This is a genomic window from Pseudorhodoplanes sp., assembly GCA_032027085.1.
In the GTDB taxonomy this organism is placed as follows: Bacteria; Pseudomonadota; Alphaproteobacteria; order Rhizobiales; family Xanthobacteraceae; genus Pseudorhodoplanes.
In genome coordinates this window covers 977,796-993,829 of sequence record JAVSMS010000001.1, presented here as the reverse complement: position 1 = coordinate 993,829, position 16,034 = coordinate 977,796, and the positions used below count along the sequence as shown (strand labels likewise).

Annotated in this window: 14 protein-coding genes; 6 read left to right on the top strand and 8 right to left on the bottom strand. The window is 61.3% G+C overall.

Annotated features, from left to right (window positions below; translation table 11 throughout):
- Positions 1-52: 52 nt before the first annotated feature.
- Both RO009_04745 and RO009_04740 read right to left on the bottom strand, forming a co-directional pair.
- Positions 53-2,104 (bottom strand): ABC transporter ATP-binding protein, encoded by a 2,052-nt coding sequence (locus RO009_04745; GenBank protein MDT3684335.1) that lies wholly within the window; start codon positions 2,102-2,104, stop codon positions 53-55.
- A gap of 178 nt (positions 2,105-2,282) precedes the next feature.
- The gene (locus RO009_04740; GenBank protein MDT3684334.1) at positions 2,283-2,945 is read right to left on the bottom strand and encodes a GntR family transcriptional regulator; all 663 of its coding nucleotides are present in this window, start codon (positions 2,943-2,945) and stop codon (positions 2,283-2,285) included.
- Positions 2,946-3,264: 319 nt separating this feature from the next.
- Between RO009_04740 and RO009_04735 the strand changes: the two genes are divergently transcribed.
- Both RO009_04735 and RO009_04730 read left to right on the top strand, forming a co-directional pair.
- Complete coding sequence (locus RO009_04735; protein ID MDT3684333.1) at positions 3,265-4,632, top strand: malonyl-CoA decarboxylase; 1,368 nt, start codon at positions 3,265-3,267, stop codon at positions 4,630-4,632.
- Between the two features lie 32 nt (positions 4,633-4,664).
- Positions 4,665-6,173 carry a malonyl-CoA synthase gene (locus tag RO009_04730; GenBank protein ID MDT3684332.1) on the top strand — a complete coding sequence of 503 codons (1,509 nt, stop codon included), beginning with the start codon at positions 4,665-4,667 and terminating at the stop codon, positions 6,171-6,173.
- Positions 6,174-6,302: 129 nt separating this feature from the next.
- Here the strand turns inward: RO009_04730 and RO009_04725 are convergent, their stop codons facing one another.
- Positions 6,303-7,274: a tripartite tricarboxylate transporter substrate binding protein gene (locus tag RO009_04725; GenBank protein MDT3684331.1), complete on the bottom strand. Its 972-nt coding sequence runs from the start codon at positions 7,272-7,274 to the stop codon at positions 6,303-6,305.
- Between the two features lie 240 nt (positions 7,275-7,514).
- Here RO009_04725 and RO009_04720 point away from each other — a divergent pair, with 240 nt between their 5' ends.
- The 4 genes from RO009_04720 (at position 7,515) to RO009_04705 (ending at position 11,530) form a co-directional block, all read left to right on the top strand.
- Complete coding sequence (locus tag RO009_04720) at positions 7,515-8,441, top strand: ABC transporter ATP-binding protein (protein ID MDT3684330.1); 927 nt, start codon at positions 7,515-7,517, stop codon at positions 8,439-8,441.
- Between the two features lie 166 nt (positions 8,442-8,607).
- The gene (locus RO009_04715; GenBank protein MDT3684329.1) at positions 8,608-9,369 is read left to right on the top strand and encodes an ABC transporter permease; all 762 of its coding nucleotides are present in this window, start codon (positions 8,608-8,610) and stop codon (positions 9,367-9,369) included.
- Positions 9,370-9,491: 122 nt separating this feature from the next.
- Entirely contained in the window at positions 9,492-10,517 is a 1,026-nt protein-coding gene (locus RO009_04710) for a putative zinc-binding metallopeptidase (GenBank protein ID MDT3684328.1), read from the top strand.
- The gene (locus tag RO009_04705; GenBank protein MDT3684327.1) at positions 10,514-11,530 is read left to right on the top strand and encodes a D-alanine--D-alanine ligase; all 1,017 of its coding nucleotides are present in this window, start codon (positions 10,514-10,516) and stop codon (positions 11,528-11,530) included. The genes RO009_04710 and RO009_04705 overlap by 4 nt, the downstream gene beginning before the upstream one ends.
- Positions 11,531-11,537: 7 nt before the next feature.
- Here RO009_04705 and RO009_04700 read toward each other — a convergent pair whose 3' ends face one another.
- From RO009_04700 to RO009_04680, 5 genes are all read right to left on the bottom strand, one after another.
- Entirely contained in the window at positions 11,538-13,097 is a 1,560-nt protein-coding gene (locus RO009_04700; GenBank protein ID MDT3684326.1) for a DUF4173 domain-containing protein, read from the bottom strand.
- A 249-nt stretch (positions 13,098-13,346) separates the two neighbouring features.
- Positions 13,347-13,727, bottom strand: a complete 381-nt coding sequence (locus RO009_04695; GenBank protein MDT3684325.1) for a transcriptional regulator — start codon at positions 13,725-13,727, stop codon at positions 13,347-13,349.
- Positions 13,714-14,328 carry a hypothetical protein gene (locus RO009_04690; protein MDT3684324.1) on the bottom strand — a complete coding sequence of 205 codons (615 nt, stop codon included), beginning with the start codon at positions 14,326-14,328 and terminating at the stop codon, positions 13,714-13,716. Before RO009_04690 ends, RO009_04695 begins: the two co-directional genes overlap by 14 nt.
- A 76-nt stretch (positions 14,329-14,404) precedes the next feature.
- Positions 14,405-15,103, bottom strand: a complete 699-nt coding sequence (locus tag RO009_04685; protein ID MDT3684323.1) for an SDR family NAD(P)-dependent oxidoreductase — start codon at positions 15,101-15,103, stop codon at positions 14,405-14,407.
- 2 nt (positions 15,104-15,105) lie between these two features.
- Entirely contained in the window at positions 15,106-15,972 is an 867-nt protein-coding gene (locus RO009_04680; protein MDT3684322.1) for a type 1 glutamine amidotransferase, read from the bottom strand.
- Positions 15,973-16,034 lie beyond the last annotated feature (62 nt).

The following is a 16,034-nucleotide window of genomic DNA, read 5'->3' as shown; positions in this document are numbered from 1 at the left end:
TCGCGGCCGATTCTTGTTCAGTTCAGTCGCCCCAAAGTCAGTCTCGCAATCTTCACACTTTGATGCACGCGGCAAAATGACCCCGGCGTATCTCGCGCAGCTCCGGAACGACCTGGCGGCATTCCTCGCTTGCCAGCGGGCAACGTGTATTAAAGACGCATCCCGTGGGCGGCGCCAGATGGCTCGGCAATTCGCCTTTGATTAGCCGCGGCGCGCGCCCCTTTTCCACCGCGGGATCAGGCACGGGAGCGGCGTCGAGTAGCACTTTCGTATAGGGGTGCAGCGGGCCGCGATAGATGGAGTCGCTGTCGGCGACTTCCATGACCCGTCCGAAATACATCACAACGACGCGCATCGAGATGTGGCGAACGACCGCGAGATCGTGCGCAATAAAAAGATAGGCGAGGTCAAGCCTGCGTTGCAGGTCTTCGAGCAGATTGATGATCTGGCCCTGGATCGACACATCGAGCGCCGACACCGCCTCGTCGCAGACGATGAAGGAGGGCTCCATCGCCAGCGCCCGCGCGATGCCGACGCGCTGACGCTGTCCGCCGGAGAGCTGATGCGGGTAGCGCGTCGCCATTTCGGGACGCAGTCCAACCTGCTCCAGCAATTGAGCGACACGCTCTTCCTGCGCCTTCCTGCCGGGCGCGAGCTTGTAGACATGCAGCGGTTCGCCGATGATCTGGCCGACCGTCATACGCGGATTGAGCGACGAATAAGGATCCTGGAAGATGACCTGCACCTTGCGCCGCACCGCCTTCAGCTCGGCGGCCGAGGTCTTGGCGAGATCCTTGCCTTCGAACAGGATCTCTCCGGAGGTCGGCTCTTCGAGTTGCAGAATAAGGCGGCCGACAGTGGTCTTCCCGCATCCGGATTCGCCGACCAGCCCAAGCGTCTCGCCCGGATAGATATTGAAGTTCACGTCCTGCACCGCGCGCACGACGCCCGACTTGTCGCGCAGACCGCCGCTGACGGCGAAATGCTTGACGAGATTCTTGACCGACAAAAGAGGAGGTCCGCTTTCTTTTGTGACCTGCCGGCTTCCTGCTTCCGACGCGCTCCACACAATCTTGCCCTCGGCAATCTCGGTGTGGCGATGGCAACGCGACAGGCCGCCGGTGTCGGTCTTGTAAAGTGGCGGCTCCTGGTCGCAGACTGCAATCTTGTAAGGGCAGCGCGGGGCGAAGCGGCAGCCGGCGGGCGGGGCCGCTGCATTGGGTGGCAGGCCCTCAATTGTTTCCAGCTTGGTGCCGCGCGGCCGGTCGAGCCGCGGCACCGAACGCAGCAGCCCCATGGTGTAGGGATGACGCGGCCGGTGGAAGACCGGGTCGGCGTCCCCTTCCTCAACGAGCTTCGCCGCGTACATCACGATCACGCGGTCGGCATAGCGGGCCACCACGCCGAGATTATGCGTGATGACGATCAGCGCGATGTTCAGCTTCCGCGACAGATCCTTCATCAGTTCGAGGATCTGCGCCTGAATGGTGACGTCGAGCGCGGTGGTCGGCTCGTCGGCAATGATGAGTCTCGGATTGCAGGCAAGGCCGATCGCGATCATCACGCGCTGGCGCATGCCGCCGGAGAACTGGTGCGGATACTGGTCGAGCCGCCGCGCCGGATCGGGAATGCCGACCAGCGTCAGCAATTCGACGGCGCGCGCTTTCGCCTGCTCCTGGGTCATGCCCATATGGATGAGGAGTGGCTCGGTGATCTGCATGCCGATCGTGAGGATCGGGTTGAGCGAGGTCATCGGTTCCTGGAAGATCATCGAAATGTCGCGGCCGCGGATTTCCCGCATCTGTTCGTCATCAAGATCGAGCAGATTGCGGCCGTTGAAGATGATGCGGCCTCTTGGAATGCGCCCGGTGTGCTTCGGGAGCAATCGCATGACCGACAGCGCCGAGACCGACTTGCCCGACCCCGATTCACCGACAATGGCGACGATCTCGCCCGGATTGACGTGATAGCTGAGGCCTTCGACGGCCCGCACCACGCCGCGCGAGGTCAGAAAATGGACATGGAGGTCCTCGACCGCAAGCAGTGGCGATTTTGCCTGAACCTGCGGTGACATCGGCGGAGCGTCCACGAGTGTCTCGGTCATGCTCACCCTGATTGCTCCTCACCAGACGTTTCTATCCGAGCATGATTTTGCAGGGCACAAAACACGCGCGTGATTTTATGGAACGGGGCATCAGACCAGAACGGCGGCCGGTTGCAATCGCGTCCCGGTGGAATGACTGCGCTGCTTTGACGCGCTCTTTGGCCGTGGGTTTGCATCCTCACCCGGTCCGCTTCATCGTTCGAATGGATGCGACGAGATCGGTAAAGCGTTCGCCCTGAACAAGGACATGCGCGCGCAGCCGGTCGGCGGCCAGTTCGCTGTTTCCGGCGGCGATCGCTTCAAGCACTCCGCCATGTTCGCGGTAGGATGCCGCCAGCCGGTTGCGTACCCGCACTTGCAGACGGCGGTAAGGCTGTAGGCGGCGGTGCAAGGCGCGCGCCTGCTCGGCCAGAAATTCGTTGTGGCTGCTGTTGTAGATCGCGATGTGAAATCGCGCATTTTCGTAATAATAGCGGTCGCAGTCACCCGCCTCTTGCGCCAGCCCGCAAGCCTCATGCGCGGCAACCAGTTCGCGGTGGTCGGCCTCGGTCATGCGGCGCGCGGTATGGCGGGCGCACATGGCCTCAAGCTCCGCCATCACCTCGAACATCTCCAGCAGACGGTCGGGGCCGATATCGACGACAATCGCACCACGATGCGGGCGCACTTCGACCAGTCCGGATGCCGCCAGTGAGTGCAGGGCTTCCCGGATCGGCGTGCGCGAGACGCCGTAACGCTCCGCAAGCGAAACCTCGTCCAGTCGGTCGCCCGGGAGCAGGCGGCCGGCCGCGATTTCATTCTCGATGTCGTCCTTCAGGCGTTCGGTCGCATGTGCGGCCATGAAGCCTGTCCTCCCTTGCACCCGTCCCTGGATTTTTTGTATACAATCTATTCTTTCTTGTAGACATTATCAGGTCAGCTCTGGGCAAATTGCAAGGCATAAATAGAACAGTCGCTAGGGGGACGGTTCGGAAATTCGCTCCATTCTTGCGGCAAGTCCCGCGAGCGAATTTCCGAACCAAACCATGTAGAAGCAGGGGTTCCTCGATCCCGACGTTCGCTCCGGGGAGCGGCAAATTCCTGCGGACTTTGGGATCGAGACACTAGGTGCCAATGAGAAGGGCGTCGCCGCCGTTGGATGCGGCGGCAGAGGAGTCGGAATGAGCACCTCATTCTTCAGCGATCTGCTGCAGACCATATCCGATCGTGGCCGTGCATTGCTCGAGCGCACCGGTGCGCGGCGCACCGATGCCGGCACACGTTCGGAGGATTTTGTCGAACTTTGCGAGGAGCTGTTGTCAGGCCGGGGCGAGGCGTCGGGTGTCGCCTTGGCGCGCGAGATTCTCAATCGCTACGAAGAATTGACCATCGGGCCGCGCATCCATTTTTTTGAAGCGCTGGCACAGCGTTTCGGCCCGGATCGCGAGCTGCTTGAAGCTGCGATCAAGGATTGGCAGGAATCTCCGTCGGATTCCTCGGCCCTGCGCCTGCACGAAGCCGCCGAGCCGCGCCGGCAGGAATTGTTCCGCAGGCTCAATCTCGCGCCCGGCGGCACCGCTGGGCTGGTGCGCATGCGCGAACAACTGATCGACGCCATGGACCATCGCGAGGATCTCGCGGTGGTCGACGCCGATTTCGTGCATCTGTTTTCGTCCTGGTTCAATCGTGGCTTTCTGGTCTTGCGGCGCATCGACTGGTCGACGCCGGCCAACATCCTGGAAAAGATCATCAGGCACGAAGCCGTGCACAAGATTAACTCCTGGGATGATCTGCGCCGCCGCATCGATCCTGCCGACAGGCACTGCTATGCCTTCTTCCATCCGGCTCTGGTTGACGAACCGCTGATTTTCGTCGAGGTCGCGCTCATGCGTGACATTCCCGGCGCGATTGCGCCGATCCTGACCGCGCATCGTGAATCCATCGACCCCGAAAAGGCGACGACCGCGGTCTTCTATTCGATCTCCAACTGCCAGCGCGGCCTCGCCGGCGTGTCCTTCGGCAATTTCCTGATCAAGCAGGTGGTTGAGGAAATCTCGCGCGACATTCCGCGGCTGTCGAATTTCGTCACGCTGTCGCCGGTGCCCGGCTTTGCCGAATGGCTGCGCCGCGAACGGCAGGCCGACAAGTCCCTCGCCTTGTCGCAGGACGACCTCGAAGCGCTGACCAAACTCGATGTCGAAGGCTGGTGGCAGCGTCCGGATACGCGCGAAGGCGTGCAAGAGCCGCTGTTGCGCGCCGCCGCCTGGTACTTGCTGCATGCCCGCAACCGACGCGGTTTACCGGTCGACCCGGTGGCGCGGTTCCATCTGGGAAATGGCGCGCGACTCGAGCAGATCCATTCTCTGGCCGACGGCTCGGAAAATGGCATGCGCCAGTCGTTCGGGGTAATGGTTAACTATCTGTACGATCTCGATGACATCGAGAAAAACCATGAAGCCTATGCGGCAAGCCGAACCATCGCGGCCTCGAACGCGGTGAAGAAACTGGCGCGCGCGGCCCCCGGCGAAGTCGTGCCGCTCGCAAGCTGATCGTTCAATCCATCTTCCTTGTCTGACTTGTCATGAATCTCTTCGGTCTCATCCGTCAAAGCATTCCCTCGCAGGAAAAGGTGTTTCTGCAAGACGCCGCCGGCGGCCGCATCACCTATGGCGACATGCTCTCGCGATCCGGCCGGATCGCCAATGTACTGGCGCAGCGCGGCGTCAAGCCGGGGGACCGCGTGGCGGTGCAGGTCGAGAAGACTCCAGAAAATCTGCTGCTTTACCTCGCGACCTTGCGGGCGGGCGCAGTCTATCTGCCGCTGAACACGGCCTATACGCTTGCCGAACTCGATTACTTCATCGGCGACGCGGAGCCGGCGCTGGTGGTCTGCGACCCGGCCAAGCACGACGGTGTCGCGGAGATCGCGAAGAAGCGCGGCGTCGGGGCAGTCGAGACATTGGATGCAAAAGGGGCAGGCAGTCTGATCGACGCCGCCGCGAAAGCGCCCGTCGATTTCACCGATGTGGCGCGCGCGGACGACGATCTCGCCGCCATCCTCTATACGTCCGGAACGACCGGCCGCTCCAAGGGGGCGATGCTGACGCATCGCAATCTCACCTCCAACGCGCAGACGCTGAAGCAATACTGGCGCTTCACTGAGCAGGATGTGCTGCTGCACGCTCTGCCGATCTACCACACGCATGGCCTGTTCGTGGCGTCGAACACGGTGATGCTCGCCGGCGGGTCGATGATCTTTTTGCCGAAATTCGACGCCGATCAGGTGATGGCAGTGTTGCCGCAGGCCACCTCGATGATGGGCGTGCCGACCTTCTATACGCGCCTGCTCAAGCATCCCGGCCTGACGAGGGCCGCCTGCGCTCACATGCGGCTCTTCACATCGGGTTCGGCGCCGCTGCTGGCGGAGACGCATATCGAGTTCAAGGACAAGACCGGTCACGCCATTCTGGAACGCTATGGCATGACCGAGACCAACATGAACACCTCCAATCCCTATGACGGTGAGCGCATCGCCGGCACCGTCGGGTTTCCGCTGCCGGGCGTCGAGCTTCGCATCGTCGAGCCGGACAGCGGCAGGGAATTGCCGCAGGGCGAGATCGGCGGCATCGAGGTGAGGGGGCCGAACGTATTCGCCGGCTACTGGCGGATGCCGGACAAGACCATGGCCGAATTCCGCGCCGATGGTTTTTTCATCACCGGCGATGTCGGCAAGATCGACGCGCGCGGATACGTGCACATTGTTGGCCGCGCCAAGGATATGGTGATCACCGGCGGCTTCAACGTGTATCCGGTCGAGATCGAGGCAGAGATCGACGCGTTGCCGGGCGTTGTCGAATCGGCGGTGATTGGCTGCCCGCATCCGGATTTCGGCGAGGGCGTGACCGCTGTCGTGGTCTGCAAGCCGGACACGACGCTGACTGAAAAAGGCATCATCGCCCAGCTTGAACCGCGCCTTGCCAAATTCAAATTGCCCAAGCGCGTGATCTTTGTCGACGATCTGCCCCGCAACACCATGGGCAAGGTGCAGAAGAATGTGCTGCGCGAGCAGAACAAGGGACTGTACGCGTAAAACGGATCAGCCGAAGGCGTAATCCGGAGAGCCGCTACAATGGCGGATTGCGCTGCGCTGATCCGTCCTGCGCTTCAAACAAAACGGCCCGCATCGCTGCGGGCCGTTTGCCTTTGATCCGAGACCGCCTCAGTTCATGGTGATGCCGGCCTTCTTGATCACATCGCCCCAGCGCTTGTACTCGCTGTCCACGAATTTCTTTGTCTCCTCCGGCGTCGCCAGCGCGGCGGTCAGTCCCTGCTTTTCCCATTGCGCCTTCACGTCGGGCGCGGAGAAGGCCTTCTTGGCCTCCGCATACAGCCAGTCGACGACCGGCTTCGGAGTCTTGGCCGGCACGAAGAAGCCGAACCAGGGGCCGCTTTCGAGCTGCGGGAATCCGGCTTCGGCGACGGTCGGAACATCCGGCAGCAGCGGAACGCGTCCAGGCGAGGCGACCGCGAGCGCCTTCACCTTGCCGCCCTTGACCTGCGGAACCGCGAGCGTAAGCACGTCGAACATCATCGTGACGTGACCGGCGATCAGGTCCTGCACCGCTGGCGCGCCGCCGCGATAGGGGACGTGCACGATGTTGACCCCGGCGACTTCCTTGAATTGTTCGCCGACGATGTGCCCGGTCGAGCCGTTGCCCTGCGAGGCGAAGGTCACCTTGCCCGGATTGGCCTTGGCATGGGCGACCAGGTCCTTCATCGATTTGGCGGGAACATCGGGATGTACGACCAGGATGTTGGCGGTGCGGCCGGCGATCGTGACGGGGATGAAGTCCTTCGTTGCGTCATAGTTGAGCTTCTGCAGATGCGGCAGGATGGCGTTGGTCGCATGAAACCCGACATAAACGGTGTAGCCGTCCGGCGCTGACTTCGCGACGAAATCCGCGGCGATGGCGCCGCCGGCGCCGGTCTTGTTCTCCACCACTGCGGTCTTCCCCGCTTCGGTGAGTTTTGTTGCTAAGGTGCGGCCGACGATATCGGCGACGCCGCCGGGCGCGGTCGGAACAATGATCTTGATCGGCTGCGACGGATAAGTCTGCGCCGCCGCCGGCTGCACCAATGCGCCTGCAATCAGCACTGCAAATAATGCAAATAGGACCCGTTGACGAAACATGGCGTTCCTCTTCTGGCGTTGTTTCTTGGCTCGAATGGATCGTGCAATCGGACATTTTTACCACGGATTGACCGGACAAGTCGTCACGGTCTATGCAGCGCATCGATAATTTCGTCCCGTATCGTGGGCCTTTTCGGCGATCATCACGGGCGGGAGCCGTCCGGATCAGGTCACCGCAGTTTTTGGCTGGCCGCCTCTTCCATTCCGGGTGCGGAGATTTACATCGCCGGTGGGACCAGCATGCAATCCGTGATTTCTGTCTCCAGCCTTTCCAAGACCTACGCCTCCGGCTTCCAGGCCCTCAAGGGAATCGATCTGGACATCCGGCGCGGCGAGATTTTTGCGCTGCTCGGGCCGAACGGCGCCGGCAAGACAACGCTGATCAGCATCATCTGCGGCATCGTGAATCCCTCCGTCGGCAAGGTGACGGTCGGCGGGCATGACATCATTGATGATTACCGCGCGGCGCGCGACATGATCGGCCTGGTGCCGCAGGAACTGCACACCGACGCCTTCGAGACAGTGTGGGCGACCACGACCTTCAGCCGCGGCCTGTTCGGCAAGCCGAAGAATCCGGCTCATATCGAGAAGGTGCTCCGCGATCTGTCGCTGTGGGACAAGAAGGACTCCAAGATCATCACGCTGTCCGGCGGCATGAAGCGGCGCGTGATGATTGCAAAAGCTTTGTCGCATGAGCCGCAAATCCTGTTTCTCGATGAGCCGACCGCCGGCGTCGACGTCAATCTGCGCAAGGACATGTGGAATGTTGTGCGTGCGCTGCGCGCCTCCGGCGTCACTATCATCCTCACCACGCATTATATCGAGGAAGCCGAGGAGATGGCCGACCGCATCGGCGTCATCAATGGCGGCAAGATCATCCTGATCGAGGACAAGAAGGAGCTGATGCGCAAGCTCGGCCAGAAGCAGTTGACACTGCATCTTCACGACAGGCTCGACGCCGTGCCGGCCAATCTCGCTGCGCATCGCCTCGCCCTGGCGAATGACGGCCACGATCTGATCTACAGCTACGACACCCAGGGCGAGCGCACCGGCATCACCGCCCTGCTCGGCGACCTGAACAAGGCGGGGATCAGATTCCGCGATCTGGAAACGAGCCAGTCCTCGTTGGAAGACATTTTTGTCGGTCTTGTGAGCGGAAAGCCATGAAGACGCGACCCGGCACCTTGCTCCGTCACCCTGAGGTGCGAGCGGCCGAATGGCCGCGCGCCTCGATGGGCGACAGGCCGAATATTGCCCGTCATTTTTCGAGGCTCGCGATCTTCGATCATTGGCGCCTCGGGATGACGGCGATAGATTTGAAGCGAGAACAGGAATGAACTACCGGGCCGTCGCTGCGATCTACAAATTCGAGATGGCGCGCACCGGGCGCACGCTGCTGCAGAGCATCGTTTCGCCGGTGATCTCGACCTCGCTTTACTTCGTCGTGTTCGGGGCCGCCATCGGCACCCGCATCAGCGAGATCGAGGGCGTGGAATACGGCGCTTTCATCGTGCCCGGTCTGATCATGATGATGTTGCTCACGCAGAGCGTCGCCAACGCCTCGTTCGGCATCTATTTCCCGCGCTTCACCGGCACGATCTACGAAATCCTCTCCGCGCCGGTTTCCTATATCGAGATCGTCATCGGCTATGTCGGCGCGGCGGCGACCAAGTCGATCATTCTCGGCCTCATTATCCTTGTGACCTCCTTCCTGTTCGTCCCGATCCGGATCGAACACCCCATATGGATGCTGACCTTCCTGATCCTGACCGCGGTCACCTTCAGCCTGTTCGGCTTCATCATCGGCGTCTGGGCTGACGGTTTCGAGAAACTGCAACTGGTGCCGCTCCTGATTATCACCCCGCTCACTTTCCTTGGCGGTTCGTTCTATTCCATCAGCGTGCTGCCGCCGGTCTGGCAGACCATCACCCTGTTCAACCCGGTGGTCTATCTGGTGTCCGGCTTTCGCTGGGCTTTTTTCGAGATCGCCGATGTCGGGGTTGGCATCAGCCTCGGCATGACCTTGGCTTTCCTCGCCGCCTGCATGGTCGCAGTCTGGTGGATCTTCAAAACCGGCTATCGGCTGAAGAACTAGGGATATTTTCCGCCGTGGCCCGCGAACCTTCGCGGCGGCGCGGCGTTAACGTCGCACCGGTTGTCGCGCCGCGTCCGGCGTGACACCATGCGGACTATTGCTGACCCGCACCTTTGCGTCCCATGCCCCGGAAAATTTCCCTCGCCCAAATTCCTGAAGACAAGCTGCTCAAGCTTCAGCTCAAGGACTTGAGGTTGAGCCTCAAGGGCACGTGGGTGAACCGCTGCCTGAACGACCTTGATGAGGAACTGACCGAGAAGGGTCTGAGAATCCGCCCGCACGTCTGGCTCTCCAATGAGTGGTTCAGTCCCACCACTTCGCCGGGCATCGCCATCCCTTTTTATCTTGTGCATCCGCGCCTGATGCGCCTTGAGCGCAAGATGATCATCGATGTCGAGGGTGGGACGGTGTGGGAGTGCATGCGTATTCTGCGCCACGAGATGGGACATGTGGTGCAGCACGCCTATCAGCTCCAGCGCCGCCGCCGCTGGCAGCAATTGTTCGGCCGTTCCTCGATGCACTATCCGACCTATTATCGGCCCAATCCCGCCAGCAAGAACTACGTCCAGCATCTGCGGCTCTGGTATGCGCAGAGTCACCCCGACGAGGATTTTGCCGAGACCTTTGCGGTGTGGCTGAAGCCGCGCTCCGACTGGCGCAAGCGCTATGCCGGCTGGGGCGCGCTGAAGAAGCTCGAATACGTCGACGAGCTGATGGCGGAAATCGCCGATCAGAAGCCGGTCCTGAACGGCCGCGCCGTTGTCGATCCGTTAAGCAAGCTGACCGACACCTTGGAAGAGCATTACAGGAAGAAGCAGGCGCTTTACGCGGTCGACACGCCGAAGACCTATGACCGTGAATTGCATCGCATCTTCTCCGCCGATCCGCGCCATCGCCGCTCGCTCGCGGCGTCAGCTTTCATCCGCCGTCATCGCGCCGAAATCCGCGAGATCGTGTCGCGCTGGACCGGCGAATATCAGCTCACCATCGATTCCGTGCTTGATGATATGATCGACCGCTGCCGCGAGCTGAACTTGCGGGCGGTCGGTTCCGAGCGGCGGCTGAAAACGGATTTTACCGTGTTGTTAACGGCCAAGACGGTACATTCACTCTATGGTCCCGCGCGGAGGCAGTGGTTCGCACTATGAAGAAGCTTCGGGTTCTGGTGCTCTTGCACCCGGAGCAGGAGCCGCCCGCGTCGCCTAAAGGTTATAGTGATCAGGAAGCGCTGGCCTGGAAAACCGGATACGACGTCGTCAAGACATTGCGCGCCACGGGGCACGAGGTGCGCGTGCTCGGCGTGCAGCATGAGCTGCGCCCGATCCGCGACGAGATCGAGAGCTTCAAGGCCGACGTCGTCTTCAACCTGCTCGAGGAATTCCACGGCGAAACCGCTTACGACCAGAATGTCGCAAGCTATCTCGAGCTCGTGCGCATTCCTTTCACCGGCTGCAATCCGCGCGGCCTGATGCTGGCGCGCGGCAAGGATCTGTCGAAAAAGCTTCTCTCCTATCACCGCATCCCGGTGCCGGCCTTTGCCGTCTTCCCGCTGCGCCGCAAGGTCAAGCGGCTGGCACGACTGCAGTTTCCGCTGATTGTGAAAAGTCTGAGCGAGGATGCGTCCGTCGGTATCGCGCAGAAGTCGCTGGTCGACAGCGACGAGAAGCTCGCCGAGCGCGTCGCCTTCATTCACGAGCGCATCGGCACCGCCGCCATCGCAGAGCAATATATTGAAGGCCGCGAAATCTATGTCGGCGTTCTCGGCAACGAGCGGCTGCGAGTCCTGCCGCCCTGGGAGCTGGAATTCGGCGACGGCAGCCGCATCGCCACCGAGAAGCTGAAATTTGACATCAAGTATCAGGAGAGGCGCGGCGTTGTGCAGGGCCCGGCGAAGGATCTCAGCCCGGACATCGCGGCGCGCATTGCCAACCTGACCAAGCGCATCTGCCGCACGCTGGAGCTCGACGGCTATTCACGCATCGATTTCCGCCTGACGCCGGAGGGCGTGCCATTCTTCATCGAGGCCAATCCCAATCCGGAAATCTCCCGCGACGAGGTATTCGCGGAAGCCGCCATGCATGACGGCCTGACCTATTCGGAGATGCTCAACCGCATCCTTGCGCTCGGCGTGAACCGGGCAAGGGTGCGGGGGATTGAGTGAACGCAGGTCACTGCTTGGCAGAGGCGCCGTTTGCCTTGCTCTGCAGATATCGTGCAAGCCGCCAGTCTTGATAGGTCCAAGCCCGCCAGTCGTTCATTCGATTGAGATGGGCCGCGGCGAGCATGTTGCGCCGCTTGTGCCAATTCTGTGTGATATTGGCGTATGCCTCGTTCCACACGGGATCTTTGTTCAACGTTGAGCCGACAATTGCGACGTAAGAATCAAAGGCCGGAATCGCATGCGCGCCCAGACTCATTAGATAATGCACGTCAAGAATTCTGCCGTTTCCAGTCGCGGCCTTGCTGTGCCACACATTGTAGTTGGCAATAAGCCTTGGGAAGTTGATGAACGCGCATACGTAGAGGGCCACCGCTAGCGAGCTTAAGTTCATTCCCACCAGCCACACGTTGGAGCGTCCCGAGATGATGCGCAACACGATCAGGACCAGCCCGATTGCGACCAGCAGCATCCAGACAAAGGCGGCGACGCGCCAATAGGTCAGCGAGTAGACGTCGACATAGAGATCGAGACGCAGTATCGACGAAATTACCAGCAGAACATTTTGCGCGATCCAGAGAAAGACGAGATTGCGGATCAGAAACGAACGTTCGGCCTCGCTTCCCGGGCGAGTCGCCAGGATGACAAAGACAGCGGCCAGAAGGGCGGTGACAACTAACGGATAGGCGCCGCGGTGCGCATACGATGCGTAGCTCATGCCTTCCGGAAGTGCGACCCCGCCCCAGAGATAAGCGGTATCCAGCAAGGTCTGCACTGCGAAGAGCAGGTTAAACAGAATCAGGGAGCGCAGGATGGCGTCCTTGCCGAACAATTGCGCGGAGAGGCTGCTGCCCGCGGGCAGCTCAGCGGCGACAGACCGCAGTTCTTTTTCCACTTTTTCTTCCAACTGGGCGCGAAAGCGGATGAAGATGAATGGCCACGTCAGCGCGAGCAGAGCGATCCAGAACGCCACGCGCGAGACACTGATACGCTCCAGCAGGAATCTCAGGTCGATATGTGTGAACCAGTTCTCGATGAGGGGATTGGCAGATGAAAACAGCGTGAGAAAAATGACGCCAAGCACCAGCGGCACGATCCAGACGATCAGTGCGCGGCCACTGTCCGTTGCGCGTTCACTGCGCAACCATTGGCCAATGCCGCAAGATAAATCCGGAAAAATCCGCCAGAAGCCATCGAGCAACAGAGCGACCGCACCAATGAGCCGCTCCGTCCAAGTGGCGCCCGTGTGCGTAACAATGAGTGCGGCATAGGCTGCGCCCGTTGCCGCGAAGGCAAGGCCGATCAGGCTTGTTTCCACAATCAGCGGGGCGATGGCGAGAAGAAAAACGACGGCACCGTTCAGCAGCGCGCGCCGGGTCGCGTAAACTGGGTTGGTCAGCATCGCGCCGATACAAAGCGCTAGCAGGAACAGGACTAGAGAAATGCCCAACGCATGTCCGTAGAACAGCCAGTCCGCCAGCGCAGCGATGGCGGCGGCAATCGCGAGTTTGCCTGGACGAATTGGGCTGACGGCGGACGAGTCATGGGGCGCTATGGCAGTGCTGATCATGTGAGGCGATCCTTTAGGCATTAAAAAAAGGCCGTCACGATCCGCGATGCGGACCGGAAGAACGGGAAATGCTGTTGGATGGCGGCGAGGAGCAAAGCCACCAGCCGTCATTCACGAGGCGGGCGGGGAGCGCGGACCACAGATGGCGCGGAAGCTTCTTTCGTCGGGCGCGTAGCGCGAGGGAAATGCAAGCGCCTTTCACTTTCTTATTCAATGAACTTTGCATTGCAAAGTGTCCTGTCAAAAAAATTACGCGGGGGCGAGACCGGGTTGCGTCAGATCGCCCTTGGCGGCATCCGCCGCGTCACGGACGACCTGTTCGAGCACATTGAGATAGCGCATGTAGCGCTTGCGGCCTTCTGCCGTGATCCGGCAGAGTGTTTGCGGACGATTGTGCCGGAAACTCTTTGCGATATCGACGAGACCTGCTTCTTCGAGGACCTGCAGATGTCGACTGAGATTGCCGTCGGTCAATCCGCATAGCTGCTTGAGATCGCCGAACAGAAGGCCCTTTGGATGGGCGATCAGGGAGGTCAGCAGGCCGAGGCGGGCCTTTTCGTGGATGACGCGGTCGAGCCCGTCATACGCGAAGCGCGCCTTGTCCTGCTCCTTGCCCTTAGTCTTCCGCATCGTTCACTCCGACCAGGTGGATCAGTGCGGCTGAGAGGAATTGGCCAAGACCGAACGGCAGGCCCATCGCCCAGGGCGAGAATGCGTATGAATCGTTTGCGAGCGCGAGACATACCAGTCCGGTTGCGAGGTACCAGAAGCCAACAGCGATAAGCGGCGCCGGCAGCGAACGGCAGGAGGCGAACACGCCAAGACTGAGGACAATCTGCCAGAGGCCCGGCAGCATCCAGAGACTCTGCGGCGCGAATTGAAAGATGACAAAGGTCAGGAGCGCGCCGGTCGCCATTGCCGGTAGCAACTGCTCGGCTGCCGACTGGATCATTTCGTCAGCCAGTCCCGAGTGAACCCGACGTGAGCGAGTGACGACATCGATTCCGATGACCAACGCCGACAGTGCTGCGGTTGCGATCCAAAGGATAAGATAGGAGACGATGTCATTCGCCGGATTTTCGATCCAGTGCGCCTGGATGAAAGCCGCACAAATCGCTAACATTCCGGTCGTTGCGAAGGCGGCAGGCCCGTAACCTCGAAATACGGTGCCGCGCGCAATCTGGCTTCGCACCGTTCTGATATCGGTCAGCGCCTTGTGCAGGTCATACATGACAAGCAATCCTATGCTTTGTATCGCAAAGTACATTGGATTGCAGGGCCTGGCAAGTCCCCGTTTTCCGCTACAATCACGTCTTTCCGTAAACCTGCACCACCGCTCCCCGCGTGACCCTGTTCTCCGGCGACGCCAGAAACAGGATCGTCGCCGCAACCTCGTCCACCTTTGGCCATTTCGCGTGATCGGCCTTCGGCATCGCCGCTCGATTGGCGGCCGTATCCATGACCGACGGTGCAACGGCATTCACCAGAATATCCTGCCTGACCACTTCCTCCGCGAGCGCGGCAGTCAACGCCGCGACGCCGGCCTTGCTCACCGTGTAAGCGGTCATGCCTGCACCCGACCGCGGCTCCAGCGCCGGCCGCGCGGCGACATTGACGACCCGACCGCTGCCGCCGCGCGTCATGATCTTCACTGCCTCGCGTGAACACAGGAACGCGCTCACCAGATTCGTGTCGATCATCTGCATGAGATCGGCCTTCGATGTGTCGGTGATCTTCGATGCGGCGAATCCGCCGGCCAGATGGATCGAAGCCCAGAGCGAGGGCAGGGCGGCATAGAGCTTTGTCACCTGCGCGTCATCGCTGAGATCGACCTGTGCGTGCAGCGTCACGCTTGCGTTCTGCGCATGCTCGAAATGCGGACTGGCACGTGTTTCGATGAATGGGACATGGCAATGCGCGCCCGCCCGGATGAGCGCGCCGACAAGCGCGGTCCCGAGCGCTCCGGTGCCGCCAGTCACAATCACATGGCGTCCGGAGAAATTCATGACTATTCCCGCCCGCGCTTCGAACGCATCGGCAGCACCTGATGCGTGATCCAGTTCTGGATTTCCTTCGTCCGGTTGCGCTTGTCGAGGATGAGATGATCGAGTGCGTGGCGCCAGGCCAGCCACTTGACAGTGGGATCGCGGCCGATGGTGTCGAGCTCGTGCGAATAGGCGGCGAGATTGGCCTCGTCGGGAAAGAAGCCTTCCTTGACCAGCGTCTTGCCGTAGCGCCGCAGCGTCGCGGCGATGTCATGCAGCGTATATTCCGGATGATATTGCACCCCCCAGGCGGTGCTGCCGTTCTGCACGATCTCGATCGCCTGCACCGCCGAGAAGGCGTTGGAGGCAAGCACCCTGGTACCGGGCGCGAGCGATTCGACCTCGTCGCGATGCACCGTCACTGAATTGAACACCTCGTCCTTGCCGGCATACATCGGGTGTCCACGGCCCGCCGCGGTGAGGCGGATGCGGCGGCCGAAGCCGATCTCGAGGCCCTTGGGATTGCGCCGTACGCTGCCTCCGGCCGCGACCGTCAGCACCTGCAGCCCCCAGCAGCTTCCGAAGACCGGCAGCCCGGTCTTCAGCACGGTTCGGGCGAGCGCGATCTGCGGATCGACATGCGGCCCGCCGTCATAGACATGCAGCGCCGAGCCGGTGATGACGACCCCGTCATAGCCCTCGATGCCGCAGGCGTCGGGCAGGTTGGCGCCGGCATCGGCCGGATAGCAGATGTCGGCGACGACGCCGGGCCAGAGCTCCCGCAGCAGGCTCGCATAGCCGACGCTTGGCGCCTCGCCGCCGGCCGCCTTGACCAGAGCGCGGCCATCGGCCGTGTTTCCTTCGACAACAAGCAGACGGGGGGCGGGCATTTCAGGTCCGGCGGCGGGTCAAAGCGGATCAAGTATGGCTGGTAACGTCATATAGGTCTTTA

Excerpts from the sequence above, each read along its gene's own strand:
- RO009_04745 (MDT3684335.1), bottom strand. The coding sequence starts at position 2,104 with ATGACCGAGACACTCGTGGACGCTCCGCCGATGTCACCGCAGGTTCAG.
- RO009_04740 (MDT3684334.1), bottom strand. The coding sequence starts at position 2,945 with ATGGCCGCACATGCGACCGAACGCCTGAAGGACGACATCGAGAATGAA.
- RO009_04735 (MDT3684333.1), top strand. The coding sequence starts at position 3,265 with ATGAGCACCTCATTCTTCAGCGATCTGCTGCAGACCATATCCGATCGT.
- RO009_04730 (MDT3684332.1), top strand. The coding sequence starts at position 4,665 with ATGAATCTCTTCGGTCTCATCCGTCAAAGCATTCCCTCGCAGGAAAAG.
- RO009_04725 (MDT3684331.1), bottom strand. The coding sequence starts at position 7,274 with ATGTTTCGTCAACGGGTCCTATTTGCATTATTTGCAGTGCTGATTGCA.
- RO009_04720 (MDT3684330.1), top strand. The coding sequence starts at position 7,515 with ATGCAATCCGTGATTTCTGTCTCCAGCCTTTCCAAGACCTACGCCTCC.
- RO009_04715 (MDT3684329.1), top strand. The coding sequence starts at position 8,608 with ATGAACTACCGGGCCGTCGCTGCGATCTACAAATTCGAGATGGCGCGC.
- RO009_04710 (MDT3684328.1), top strand. The coding sequence starts at position 9,492 with ATGCCCCGGAAAATTTCCCTCGCCCAAATTCCTGAAGACAAGCTGCTC.
- RO009_04705 (MDT3684327.1), top strand. The coding sequence starts at position 10,514 with ATGAAGAAGCTTCGGGTTCTGGTGCTCTTGCACCCGGAGCAGGAGCCG.
- RO009_04700 (MDT3684326.1), bottom strand. The coding sequence starts at position 13,097 with ATGATCAGCACTGCCATAGCGCCCCATGACTCGTCCGCCGTCAGCCCA.
- RO009_04695 (MDT3684325.1), bottom strand. The coding sequence starts at position 13,727 with ATGCGGAAGACTAAGGGCAAGGAGCAGGACAAGGCGCGCTTCGCGTAT.
- RO009_04690 (MDT3684324.1), bottom strand. The coding sequence starts at position 14,328 with ATGTATGACCTGCACAAGGCGCTGACCGATATCAGAACGGTGCGAAGC.
- RO009_04685 (MDT3684323.1), bottom strand. The coding sequence starts at position 15,103 with ATGAATTTCTCCGGACGCCATGTGATTGTGACTGGCGGCACCGGAGCG.
- RO009_04680 (MDT3684322.1), bottom strand. The coding sequence starts at position 15,972 with ATGCCCGCCCCCCGTCTGCTTGTTGTCGAAGGAAACACGGCCGATGGC.